We start from the raw sequence: 11,675 nt of genomic DNA on the forward strand, positions 1-11,675 counted from the left end.
AGATAATTAGTTGAGTATCTTGAGGTAGTTGTTGATCTCGGTGACCGTGCCGACGGTGCTGCGGCTGCTGGCTACGAGGCGCTTCTGGTCGATCACGATGCAGGGGGAGATGTTCTGGATGGCATCGAGCGGCGGCCGGGTGAGCTGCGGCGGCCGGCGGGCGTACGTGCTGAACGTCTCGACGAGCTCGCGCTGCGCCTCCGTGCAGATGGTGTCGAACACGAGCACGACTTGCCGCTGCCGCTCACGCCCGTGAAAGCCACCAGCCGGTACTTTCGGAACGTCGACGTCGATGCCCTGGAGGTTGTGCGTGCGGACGCCTCGGATCTCGATGGAGGTCATCGAGTATCTTCTTCCCTCACCGTTGCACTGGTCCAGCCACATCAGTCGCCGGTCGGCCTCTTCCAACGAGGTGGTCCTCGAGCGCCTCGGTCGCCCGATGGTCTGCTGGGATGCCATGACGCTTGTGGCCTTCTCGTGGAGCCGGAGTCACCCCGGCTCCCCTGCGGGAAGTAGTCCGCCCGCCGTATCGTGACGACCGCCCTGGACGGCACATGACTTGATCGTTCGCGTCAGCAACTGAGCAGTTGCCGGGGCTCTGGTCGCTCGACTCGTCGGGTTGCGGCGAGCCACACGCTACGCCACGTGCTCGACAGCGTGCACGCACTCTCAACTCGTCGGCTGGTGCGGCGACCACCGCTCGCTATACTGCTGAGTGATGCACGCGGTGTTGGGCGGATGGCCCGCCAGTCCGTTGCGTCGGAAAGGCGAACGAACAATGGACCTAGATCGGGAAGTCAATGGAACCGTCCGGAAGTTCGTGGCGGATATGCCGCTCACGATGGAAGGACACGAGGTGTTGCTGTTCCAAGACGTCGAGCCCACCGACGATCCCGAGGTGGCACGCGTCTTCGAACGGCGCCGGTGGGAGGCGATCCTGAAGTCCGTACTCGTGCAGTTGGCGCGTGCTGCTGGTGACAAACCCATGAGCGTCGAGATGACGTACGATCCGGTGGCCAGTCCCCACAGGCCGATCTACGGGCCGATCTACGGGCCGTCGCGGGTCTAGCTGTCCGTCGCGAAACTCCCGGACCGGGATCGACTCGACCGATCGATCCCGGTCTTTCGTCTGTGGTCGCAGGTGCCTGCGGAACGCCGGCCGTATCCGGGACAGCGTTTCCTTCGGCTGGCCCTTGGTCATCAGCGCCGCCAGCGTCCTCTTATCGTTCATCATTCCGCGAGGCGGATCTGCCGGCGCTTCCCAACGGTGGAGTCTGGTGCGGAGGCCACTCCTCGTCGCTGCTCCGGGTTATCGTCATCTGGCCGGGCGGTGCTGTTCGATCTGTCGGATCAACGCCCGCGCCCACGCGGGCGTTGGCGCCGCCGGAAATCTGATTCCGCCCTTCGTGATGCTCGCGACGTATCTCGTCGTACCGTCGCTGTTGTCGAGCACGTCGATGATCCCGAGCAACGCAGCCGTTTCGGCAAGGATTGTTGTGGGCTGCTGACCACCGCCGCGTGATCTCCGGGAGCGAGACGTCGTGTCCGGCCGGGTACTCTGCAGCGCCGATGGCAGACCCAACAGCGTGCCCAGGCACGGCCGGGACACCGAACGTATTCGTCAGGACGTTTCGGTCGAATCAGCACGTTGCGCCCGCCGCCGAGCACGGCCGCGGTCTCATCGACAACCGCCCGCCGCCGGCAGCGACCCCTTCGCGGTCAGCTCGTCGATGGTGAAGGCCCAGCCGCCGAAGCGGTGGATCGTGATGCCGCCGCCGGCGCCACGGGCGGGCTGCACACCGCCACGCGAGAGCCGTCGGCGAGGCGCGCGTCGATGATCGGATCGGCAGCCCGTGCTGGTCGCCGAACAGAGGGGATGAACGGATTCCCGCCCTTCGTGATACTGTCGCCGGCGTGGCACCCGAGCCTGCCTCACCGCCCCGGCCGTTGCGCCTGACGCAGGCGCGGATCGGCGATCGGCTGCACGACGGCAACGGCGGCCTCGTCGAGGTGGTCAACGCGTTCACTGCGTTCTCGGGCGCTGGCCAGCCGATGCGTGCGGTCGACTACCACGTCGTCGGCCGTCCGGCGCGTTGCTTCCGGATGCTGTCGACCGACGCGGACGACGTCGCCCGGTGGCGGCGGGCGCTGTGACGGGATCAGGTGACTGCCACCGTGGCGGTCGGCCTTCAGAGGAGCGCTGAACCCACCGAAGCAGGCTTCGTGGATTACTCCCCAACGCTGGCCGAAGCAGTGCCCTTTAACCCTACGCGGCAGGTGAGCGACGAGCTCCCACTGCTCGTCGCTCAGGATGTCCGCAGGTAGGTGAATGCCAGATTGCGGCACAGCGGATCATTGACCGGCAGATCCATGTTGGCGCACCGCGTCTCGACCAACCCCCGTGGTCGAACGAGGGCTGGACGATGAGCAAAACCTACAATCCGACGATTCCCATCGAGGTCGGTCCAACGAGCCCGCGGATGCACATCACCGCAGAGCGAGCGCTCGATCTCCCCTGCAAGCGCAAATCTTGCCGCTGCTGCGGCAGCGGGAACGGGTGGTTCAGAGAGACGCGCCAACCCCCGAACTGGCCCGAGGTCACCAACGAAGAAGGGTACGGACCCCTGCTCGACCTGCTTGGCCGCAGCGGGCTCCGCGACGCACGGCCGGCACTGGCAAGGCTGGGGCACCCGGCCGCGGAGTATCCGCAGAGGGTGTGGGCCGCAACTCACGACCGAGCCGTGATCGAAATCATGTGGAAACAACTGCACGGCCCCTTCGGCTACCAGGCCGCGGACCAGACGATCCCGGCGTTCTACGCCGATGACATCCCAACGTCGTATCCCGACCAGGAGCTGCGCCTCCACTGGTGGGCGTGGCGACTGCGAAAGGTGGTGCCGCCGGAGGGTCTAGCCGTCTGGGAGACCTGGCGGCGCGAATGGTGGGACGACCTCGTGCACCGCTTCCGCTGAATACCAGCAGGCCGCTGGACCCGTTCCCTCTGAAGCAGGTCACCGAGCGGGTACGAGATGAGCTGACGGTTACCAGGGTCGCGCAGTTCGACATCGTGAGCGCGCCGCACTACGAGATCCGAACCCGATGGGGAACCGCGTCGCTCAGAGCTTCGAAGTCGACCCGGGACCTGCTTTTGGGGCTACGAATGGACGAGAGCGGCCGTCTACCGGGAAACTCGCCCATGTTTGATCACATGCGCGGGTCCGGCCCTGCCGGGTGAAACTCAGACGCCCTCCGGCTCGCCGAGCGGCATCCTGCTCGTGCCCTACCTCGCGCTTGTCGCCAGCGGCGTCGCCCTGGCGGGCCGAGGAGGCCTGCGGGATGTGACGCGAACGCGTGCTCGTCGCCGAGGGGCGCGGCGAGGGCGTCGCCCGCGATCAAGCCGAAGTCATCGCCAAGGCGATCCACGATGGCCTCGAACACGGTGACCACCTCCGAGCAGTTCAAGGCGGGCTTGGCTGAGGTGCGGACAGAAATCGCGAACCTCGACACGCGGTAGTCGATCCGCGCCGCCACGCTGCGGCCAAGTCGTGACAACCGTCGTCATCAAGGAGACCGCGCCCGAGGCGTCCTGACGACGACACCCGTCATCGACTCGTTGCACGCGGGTATCCGTCAGCACACGCGGCGTGTCAGCCGCTGGCGAAACGGAGAGATGGCGGTACGTTGGGCGGCCACGACGTTCCGGGGAGACGGAGAAGAACCTTCCGACCCATCACTGGTCATCAGCGCCTCTGGATGCTGAAAGCGCACCTCGATGAAGAAAGACGCCCCCGCCGAGTTGCAGAAGGTGGGTGAATGTTGGGGAGCTCGAACAAGTGATCATTTCTGAAGTGCCGTCGACTGGGCTTGGACGATCCGGCTGATCGCGTCATTTCGGTCGCTTCGTCGTGAGCCGGACGCTGGCGATTGCGTTCCTGCTGGCTGAGTTCAGCCTCCCGGCGACGATAGCTGCGGCCTTCGATGCGAAGGATTTCGACGTGGTGGGTCAGCCGATCGATCAGGGCGACGGCGCACGAAGCGTTGGGAAAGACGGTGTCCCAGTTCTTGAAGGGCAGGTTGGTGGTGATCAGCAGGGAGCGGTGCTCGTAGCGGCGGCTGACGAGCTGGAAGATCAGGTCGGCGGCGCGTGCGTCGTAGGCGAGGTAGCCCAGTTCGTCGACGCACAAGATCGCCGGGCGCGTGTAGTGGCGCAGGCGGCGTTCGAGTGCGCGGGCGGTCTCCTGCCCGTTGAGGTCGAGCAGCAGGTCGGCGGCGGTGGTGAAGAGTGCGGAGTGTCCGGCGAGGACGGCCTGGTGGGCGATGTTCTTCGCCAGCATGGTTTTCCCCAAGCCTTGCGCGCCGAGAATGACGACGTTCTCGCCGCGGTCGAGGAAGTCGAGGGTGAGGATGCGTTCGAGTGCGGGCCGGTCCAGCGCGGTGGGCCAGTCCCAGTCCCAGTCGGCGAACGGCTTGAAGCGTCCGAGTCGGGCCCGCTTGAGCCGGCTCTCGACGCTGCGGCGCTGTTTTTCCTCGAGCTCGGCGGCGACGATGTGCTCGAGCAGGACGGTAGGGCTCGAGCGCTTGCGGGTGGACTGGGCGATGATGTCGTTCAGCTCGTCGGCGGTGCGGTTGAGTCCGAGGCGACGAAGGTCAGTCGCCAGCGTCGTCAGGGTTTCTCTGTCCGAGGGCATCGTAGGTCTCCAGGTCATGGGGCCGGACGTCGAGGTCACGCAGTCCGGGCCGGTCGGGCAGGGTGAGTCGGAGCGGGGGTTTGAGTCCGCGCTGTCGGCGTCGGGTTTCGAGGATGTAGGTGATGGAGCCGGCGCCGAGGGCGTCGCGTTCGAGGGCGATGTCGACGGCGGCGGCCAACTCCTGGGGTCCGTAATCGTCGAGCAGTGCGAGCAGTCGGGTGGCGTGCGGTCGGAGTGCCTCTGCGCGCTGTGCGATTCGTTCGAAGAGCGTGGCGGTGGCGGGGACGGCGGCTCGGAGCCGGTCGCGGGTGGTGTGGACGTTGGCTTGGCGGGTAGCTGCCAGCAGGCCTTCCAGGTGGGCGGGGTCCTCGACGGTCAGCCCGGTGTCGTAGGTGCGGTGATGGTCGGCCAGCTCGGTCTGTTGGTCGAGGATGCGGACGCGGGTGGCCGAGGCGACCAGGGTCAGCGGCTTGCGGACGTGGGTGTGGGGGATCGAGTAGAGGTTACGGTCGAAGCGGATGTAGGGGGTCTTGCCGGAGCGAACGGCGCGCATCAGGTCGGTCTCGAAGGGATTGGCGGGCAGCGGCAGCAGTCGGGGCTTCTCCTCGGCCCAGACCTCGGCGACAGTGCGGTTGGGCTGGTCGGGATGCGGCCGCCGGTGGGCGACCTCGTCACGCCAGCGCCGGAACTGGGCGTTGATGTCGTCGAGGTCGCGGAAGGGCCGGGCGGCGAAGTAGGCGTGGCGCAGGTATTGAATTTTCCTCTCGATTTTGCCCTTCTCATTTCCGCGTCCCGGCGTACAGGGGCGGGGCGCGAAGTGGTAGTGCCCGGCCAGCTCGAGCAGGCGGGGATGAAACTGGACGGCGGCCCCGCGGCGGTCGAGCACGGCGCTGCGCAAGTTGTCGTACACGAGATTACGGGCGGCGCCGCCCAGCGCCCCGAAGGCGGCGACGTGCCCGCGGAGAAAGCTCTCGAGCGTCTGGTCGAGGGTGAACAGCGCGGCCAGCGCCCGCGAGTAGCCGAGGACCATGACGAATCCGGAGACGGTGCGTGTGCCTTGTCCGATGCGGACCTTGCCGAACGAGCCCCAGTCGACCTGTGCGGACTCGCCAGCCAGGGTGACGACCCGGCGGTAGACGGCGCGGCTGGTCTCGGGGCGCAGGCGCCGCACGAGTTTGCGTATGGGGAAGACCGAACCGGCATAGCCACGCTGGCGCACCATCTCGTGGATCCGCGTGGCACGCAGATTCGGGTACTGCGTCAGGGTGTCGCGGATGAACGGCAGATACGGGTCGATGATGCTGGGCCGCCACACGCCGGGATGCACGCTTGGCGACTCGCGCTCGACCGCGGCGCGGACCGTCTCACGGTGGAGGCCGAGCTGGGCCGCGATGGTCCCGAGCTTCCAGTGCTCGGCGTAGTACAGGCGCCGGATCTCGGCCCGTTGCGCGGGCGTGATCATCCTTCCTCCTTGCCCCCGCGATGCGCGGCTCGCGCATCGGAACCAGCCACCGGCTCGTCCGCCCGCAGACCACGCAACGCGTGGGAACGGGGGCCTGAACCGGGGCGGCGTCAGGAACGGGGAGTCTGGTCGCTCGCAGCGCTACGGGGGAAGACTGATCCATCACGCGGCGGCGGCGGTCGCGGTAGGCGCGCTGTTGGTCGCGATGGTCGAGACGGCCCTCGGGACTCTGCTGATGTCGCGCCCTGGCAGCCCGTACCGAGCGGCGACGACCGGCTGCCCGGCAGCGCGGCGTGCAGTAGGCCTGGCCGCGATCACACGCCGCACAGATGGCGAACAGGCGGTTACAGTATCGGCAGGTCTTCTGGCGTAACGGTTGGTCCACGGCGTCGGAGCGCGCGGAGCGAGTTCCGACTGGACAGCGCCGCGCCGGCCGTGGCACAACAACGGCGACCGGCTCGGTCTGTCGGAGCTCGGGACGGTCACGAGGGTCCGGCTCTATCCCGGGCCCTCACCCCCCCACGCTTGAGTCCGCTTCAACGCTATCCGACTGCAGTGGAACCTCGCCAGCCCAGAGGTCGCGGAGGATTCGCGCGCGGCCGAGCATCAACGCCCATCCGGGACGTGGTCCACGCGCGCGATAGCGCCGCCTCCAGGCTCGTCTGGCGCAACAACCGACACCGACCGCCCCACCGTCGCCGCGTGCGCCAGACGAGCCTTCCGCGGCACTCGGGTGGTCGCTCGACGGAACGCCCTTGCCGGTTCGGCGTCGACCACACCGTCCGGCCCAGCACGGCCGTTCCGTCTCGCGAGGGTAACCCGGACCGGGGCATGACCAACACCGATGTCTGGAGTTGCCCCAGTAATGCGGAGCTCCGCATTACTGGGGTCATGCGGAGTTCCGGATTATGCGGAGTTGGTACGGCGGGCCGCGTGGACATGGGCGGTCGGCTGGACCAGTACTCGGCATAATCAGAGCGCTTCCAGGAAATCGAGGAGGCGGTCGGTGGCGGTGAAGCGGAGTGGCTCAGGTGCAGGATCCGCCACGTGCCGGAGCGCAGCCTCCTTCATGGCCAGGTCGGCCTCGACGTACTGGTGGGTGGTGGCGGTGTCCTCGTGGCCGAGCCAGAGGGCGATGACGGTGATGTCGACCCCGGACTGGAGCAGATGCATCGCGGTCGTGTGGCGCAGCGTGTGGGGCGAGATGCGTCGCGTCGCAAGTGAGGGGTAACGCTCCGCGGCCTTTCGACAGGCGACACGCAGTTGATGCTCGACACCGGAGCGCGACAAGGGTCGGCCTGCACGATTGGGAAAGACAGGAGCGTCGGGATTTCTGTCGATCCGGGGAAGCCACCTGCGGAGTTGCGCGGCGGTGCTCTTCCAGAGCGGGACGACACGCTCCTTGCGACCCTTGCCATGCAGAAGCACTGAGGAGGCCCGCTCGAGAAGCACGTCGGCAATGCGGAGCCGGATCATTTCGGAGACGCGGGCGCCGGTGTTGTAGAGCACGGCGAAGAGGACGGCGTCGCGCTGACCGCTCCAGGTGGATCGGTCGGGCGCGTCGATGATCGCGGCGATCTCCTCACGGGAAAGGTAGCCGACGACGGGCCGGTCGAAACGCTTGACGGGAATCGCAAGGACGCGTTGGGCGACGGGCAGCAAGGTTGGCTCGCGCAACGACGCGTAGCGCATGAAGGACCGGATGGCGGCGAGACGGAGGTTGCGCGTCTGCGGGGAATTCCCCCGCTCGGTTTCGAGATGGTCGAGGAAGCCGAGCACCATGGGCGCGTCGAGCTCCGAGAAGGACAATGCCGAGGGCGTCCGTCCGGTGCGCTCTGCGGCGTATTCGAGAAACAACGTGAAGGTGTCGCGGTAGCTGGCGATCGTGTGGGCGCTCGCACCGCGTTGTGCGACGAGGCGCCGGTGAAAGAAGTCCTGCAGGAGAGCGGGGAACGCGCGCTCGAGGGTCGTCATGACGGGCGCTCCGAGTCTGGCTGGACGAAGTGCTCGAAACGGCGCGAGCTGCTGGCGAGCAACTCCGGAACGGCGGTGCAGTACCAGTAGGTGTCGGTGACCTTGGCGTGGCCGAGATAGGTCGCGAGGGCCAGGATCTTGCGATCTACATCGGCGCCCTCTTGGTACCAGCACAGCAGTCGACGCGTGACGAAGGTGTGGCGAAGGTCGTGAATCCGCGGTGGGCCCGTGCGCCCGTGTCCGTTCCAGCCCAGACGCTGCTTGATCCGGCTGAACGTCTTCTCAACGGCGGCGCGGGTGAGTCGAGGCGAACGCTCGGTGCAGAAGAAGTACTCCGACCGGCGTGTGGCGCGACACGCGTTACGGCGGTCGGCGTATTGGGCCAGTGCCTGGGTCGTGGTCGGATGGAGCGGTACGAGGCGTGATTTCCGGAACTTGGTCTCACGAATGGTGAGGATGCCGTTGACGAGGTCGACGTCGTTGGTCGCGAGGCGACAGGCCTCGGAGAGCCGCAGGCCGGTCGAGACCAGCAGCGAGAAGTACGCGACATAGGTGGCGGGCCTCAGCCCGTGTCGAGGCAACAAGTGGCTTGCCCGCTGCAGCAGCGCAGCCACTTCCGCCTCGGAGTAGATGTGGGGCGGAGGGCGGCGCGCGATGCGTCCCAGGAGCCCAACCGGTGGCACTTCGGTGGCCGGGTCGAAGAGCGCGCGGTGTCGCGCGAACTGTCGCAGTGCCGCAAGCCGGCGTACGGCCTGCGCAGGATTGCTCGACCGCGAGGACTGCGCCCACTCGATGGCGAGCTCAATCGTCAGGGGGCCGCTGTGACCGATCCGGTCTGCGTAGTTGGCGAAGTCTCGCAACTGCCATTCGGGCGTTTCGAGGTCGAAGCCCAGTCCGCGGCGTGTGAGCAGGTAATCGTCGACCAGGCGGTGGAAGCTGGGAAGCGTCATCGGAGCACCTCCGGCCAGGGGAGCGCGACCTCACGCAGCCTCGGCAGATCGAGCTTGGCGTAGATCGCCGTGGTATCGACGCTGCGATGACCGAGCACGTCAGCGACCTCTTTGAGGCTGGCTCCCTGCTGCACCATGCGGCTGGCCACGGTGTGCCGGAAGACGTAGGCCCCGGCGAGGGGCGCGTCGACCGCCGCGCGGCGCAACGCGCGCGCCACGACACCGGAGACGCCAGTGCTTGAGATCGGCGTGCCGCGGCGAACTCCCAGGTGCTGCACGAACACGCGCCGCTCGACAGTGGCCGGACGCTCGCCGTTCAGATAGTCGACCAACGCTTGGCCCACGGCGCGAGGCAGCGGCAGCATGGCGCCACGACGGTTCTTCCGGGTGCGCACCTCGATAGTGCCGCCGCGCCAGTCGATGTCGTCCAGGCGCAAGTCGGCCACCTCGCCGGGCCGCAGCCCCAAGGTCGACAGGCACTGGACGATCGCATGGTCCCGTTGTCTGCACGGGGTTGGGGTATCAAACGATCCCAGCACCTGCTGGACCTGCTGCTCGGTCAGCGAACGAGGCAGCGTGGCAAGCCGCCAGTGAGCGACCGTCGGGAGGGCGATCTCAAGCTCGTCGCCGCAGAAGCCCTCGAAGCGCAAGAACCGGAAGAACGACCGCAGCGTCGACCGCACGGTCCGCATTGAGCCAGGAGAGAACCGTCCTCGTAGCGACGTGATGAACGCCACCACATCGGCGGGCGCAAGGCGAGAGGGGTCGACCGGGTCCGCACCAAGGGCGGCCCGGAGGAGCATCCGGACGAGCCGGGCGCGGCCACGCAGAGTCTGAGGACGCAGACCGCGCGTACGTCGTTGGTGCTGGGTGAACGCCTCGACCAGAGCGTCGAGGGTCCACGAGTTGGGAACGGTCATGGAATGCTCCTTTCCGGCCTATCAGGCCGGAAAGAGCATCCTGACTATGCGGAGTCTCGGCAACCGATCAACTGACGCAAATCCTTGGTTCTACAGGTACTTGAGCGAGCGGATCCGTACCAACTCCGCATAATCCGGAACTCCGCATGACCCCAGTAATGCGGAGCTCCGCATTACTGGGGCAACCTCAGTCCGGCTCGGAACCCATCCGGGAGACCAGAACAGAATTCGCTCCGCCTTGTCTTCTGCTTCTTCTTCAGAACACGGTCCGAAGCGACCCGGCTTCAGATTCGATCACTTCTTCGTGCTCCCTGACAGTTGGGGATCGGGGCCGTTCCGCATGGCTTCCGGTCGTCCTTTCGGGACTGAGCCTCCGAGCGGACGGATCACCCGCGAGAGGTGATCGAGGCTGCACTCGCGCACGTCGTGCGCAAACAGACCGAAGCGGCGTATGCGAGGAGCGACCTTTTCGACCGCCGGCGGCAGCTCATGGACGATTGGGTGCAATACCTCAACCTGGAGTGCTTACCCCGACCTACCGTTTGCGTGTAACGTCCGGCGGGCGGATACGCACTCCCATTGCTCCTCGGCGGTCACGTCGTGCTGGTTGTCGACCCGATGGAGCGGGCGAGGATCGCGCTGGCTCGTGTAGGCGGCACTCGGGCTTTCCCCGACCGAGGCCGAGATCGCCGTCCTGCTCGCCGAGGACCGGAGAACCCGCGAGATCGCGGTGACGACAGGTCGCGGATACAGCACGGTCCGCACGCACCTGGAACGTATCTTCGCCAAGCTCGCGGTGTCGCGACAGTTGGAGGTTGCGCAGCTTGTCGTGGCGCTGTCGAGCCCGCCGGTACCCCGGAAGTAGGTCAGCAGCAGTGTGACGCGCCTGCCACCGCCCGGTCCGGCTGGCGCGCAGCTCGGTCGAGTATGCCCGACATGCTCCCTCGTCGCGCCTTGCCACGCGGGCGCATCGCCGCTCTCGGTACCAGGCTTATGAGCACGGGCTCCTTGGAGCGTCAGTAGCGGAACAGAATCCGCAGCTTCGTGAAGAGCGCGCGGTTCGTCCGCCGGTAGGCCGTCGACTGGAAGAACCGCGAACCGTGCACGTCGATCAGGTCCTCCTGCCGGTAGTGATCATCGTAGCCGACGTAGAACACGGTCAGCGCGTTGATGCGATAGGTGAAGAGAAGGTTCGTCCCCAGCGTGCCCCGGAACGAGTTGTACTCGGTGATGTTCCGCAGCAGCAGCCGGTCGGTGAAGGTGAATGTCGACAGCGCCCGAAGCACCTGCACGTTGAACACCTCGCGACTGCCGTTGCGGACGTCGAAGAAGCGGCTGGTGACGAGGTCGAGCTGCGAGGTGAGCCGCGGATCCGGCCGGACCGTAGCAGAGAGCGACGCGCTGTTGCCGCGCCCCAGGTACGGATTCCGCCGGTCGATGTAGTAGATCTCGTCCCCCCACCGGTAGCTGCCGCCGAGCGAGAACAGGCGGCTCGTGCTGATGAAGGTGGAGAGGTTGTAGTTGCGGCGGTCGAAATCGACGCCCCCGAACCGCTCGTGCGCCTGGATGGCGTTCCCCGAGACATTGATGTTCCGCGAGAAGTCGAAGTTCAACCCAACATCGATTATCTGGCTCTCCTGAAACAGGTATGGGTGGGTTGAGGGCGATCTGCGGGGGGACG

At 66.7% G+C, this 11,675-nt stretch carries 11 protein-coding genes and 1 pseudogene; 5 read left to right on the forward strand and 7 right to left on the reverse strand.

Annotated elements, in window-relative coordinates; genetic code table 11:
- Positions 1-6: 6 nt before the first annotated feature.
- Entirely contained in the window at positions 7-342 is a 336-nt protein-coding gene (locus F4X11_04920; protein MYN64357.1) for a hypothetical protein, read from the reverse strand.
- A gap of 436 nt (positions 343-778) precedes the next feature.
- Between F4X11_04920 and F4X11_04925 the strand changes: the two genes are divergently transcribed.
- The 3 genes from F4X11_04925 (at position 779) to F4X11_04935 (ending at position 2,972) form a co-directional block, all read left to right on the forward strand.
- Entirely contained in the window at positions 779-1,069 is a 291-nt protein-coding gene (locus F4X11_04925; protein ID MYN64358.1) for a hypothetical protein, read from the forward strand.
- Positions 1,070-1,914: 845 nt separating this feature from the next.
- On the forward strand, positions 1,915-2,154 hold the full coding sequence (locus F4X11_04930) for a hypothetical protein (protein MYN64359.1): 240 nt from the start codon (positions 1,915-1,917) through the stop codon (positions 2,152-2,154).
- A gap of 599 nt (positions 2,155-2,753) precedes the next feature.
- Positions 2,754-2,972 (forward strand): hypothetical protein, encoded by a 219-nt coding sequence (locus F4X11_04935; GenBank protein MYN64360.1) that lies wholly within the window; start codon positions 2,754-2,756, stop codon positions 2,970-2,972.
- Between the two features lie 768 nt (positions 2,973-3,740).
- Here the strand turns inward: F4X11_04935 and F4X11_04940 are convergent.
- From F4X11_04940 to F4X11_04960, 5 genes are all read right to left on the reverse strand, one after another.
- Complete coding sequence (locus F4X11_04940; GenBank protein MYN64361.1) at positions 3,741-4,688, reverse strand: AAA family ATPase; 948 nt, start codon at positions 4,686-4,688, stop codon at positions 3,741-3,743.
- Positions 4,648-6,150 (reverse strand): IS21 family transposase, encoded by a 1,503-nt coding sequence (locus F4X11_04945; protein MYN64362.1) that lies wholly within the window; start codon positions 6,148-6,150, stop codon positions 4,648-4,650. The genes F4X11_04940 and F4X11_04945 overlap by 41 nt, the downstream gene beginning before the upstream one ends.
- A gap of 972 nt (positions 6,151-7,122) precedes the next feature.
- Entirely contained in the window at positions 7,123-8,124 is a 1,002-nt protein-coding gene (locus F4X11_04950) for a tyrosine-type recombinase/integrase (GenBank protein MYN64363.1), read from the reverse strand.
- A complete protein-coding gene (locus F4X11_04955) occupies positions 8,121-9,074 on the reverse strand; it encodes a tyrosine-type recombinase/integrase (protein ID MYN64364.1) in 954 nt (317 codons plus the stop codon). Before F4X11_04955 ends, F4X11_04950 begins: the two co-directional genes overlap by 4 nt.
- Entirely contained in the window at positions 9,071-9,994 is a 924-nt protein-coding gene (locus F4X11_04960; GenBank protein MYN64365.1) for a tyrosine-type recombinase/integrase, read from the reverse strand. Before F4X11_04960 ends, F4X11_04955 begins: the two co-directional genes overlap by 4 nt.
- 339 nt (positions 9,995-10,333) lie before the next feature.
- Between F4X11_04960 and F4X11_04965 the strand changes: the two are divergent.
- Positions 10,334-10,546, forward strand: a pseudogene (locus tag F4X11_04965) (hypothetical protein).
- A gap of 133 nt (positions 10,547-10,679) precedes the next feature.
- Positions 10,680-10,859, forward strand: coding sequence for a hypothetical protein (locus tag F4X11_04970; protein MYN64366.1), 180 nt, complete (start codon positions 10,680-10,682; stop codon positions 10,857-10,859).
- Positions 10,860-11,010: 151 nt separating this feature from the next.
- Here F4X11_04970 and F4X11_04975 read toward each other — a convergent pair whose 3' ends face one another.
- Positions 11,011-11,607 carry a hypothetical protein gene (locus tag F4X11_04975; GenBank protein MYN64367.1) on the reverse strand — a complete coding sequence of 199 codons (597 nt, stop codon included), beginning with the start codon at positions 11,605-11,607 and terminating at the stop codon, positions 11,011-11,013.
- Positions 11,608-11,675: the final 68 nt, after the last annotated feature.

The sequence above is a fragment of the Acidobacteriota bacterium genome, assembly GCA_009861545.1.
Taxonomy (GTDB): Bacteria; Acidobacteriota; Vicinamibacteria; order Vicinamibacterales; family UBA8438; genus WTFV01.

Excerpts from the sequence above, each read along its gene's own strand:
- F4X11_04920 (MYN64357.1), bottom strand. The coding sequence starts at position 342 with ATGACCTCCATCGAGATCCGAGGCGTCCGCACGCACAACCTCCAGGGC.
- F4X11_04925 (MYN64358.1), top strand. The coding sequence starts at position 779 with ATGGACCTAGATCGGGAAGTCAATGGAACCGTCCGGAAGTTCGTGGCG.
- F4X11_04935 (MYN64360.1), top strand. The coding sequence starts at position 2,754 with ATGTGGAAACAACTGCACGGCCCCTTCGGCTACCAGGCCGCGGACCAG.
- F4X11_04940 (MYN64361.1), bottom strand. The coding sequence starts at position 4,688 with ATGCCCTCGGACAGAGAAACCCTGACGACGCTGGCGACTGACCTTCGT.
- F4X11_04945 (MYN64362.1), bottom strand. The coding sequence starts at position 6,150 with ATGATCACGCCCGCGCAACGGGCCGAGATCCGGCGCCTGTACTACGCC.
- F4X11_04950 (MYN64363.1), bottom strand. The coding sequence starts at position 8,124 with ATGACGACCCTCGAGCGCGCGTTCCCCGCTCTCCTGCAGGACTTCTTT.
- F4X11_04955 (MYN64364.1), bottom strand. The coding sequence starts at position 9,074 with ATGACGCTTCCCAGCTTCCACCGCCTGGTCGACGATTACCTGCTCACA.
- F4X11_04960 (MYN64365.1), bottom strand. The coding sequence starts at position 9,994 with ATGACCGTTCCCAACTCGTGGACCCTCGACGCTCTGGTCGAGGCGTTC.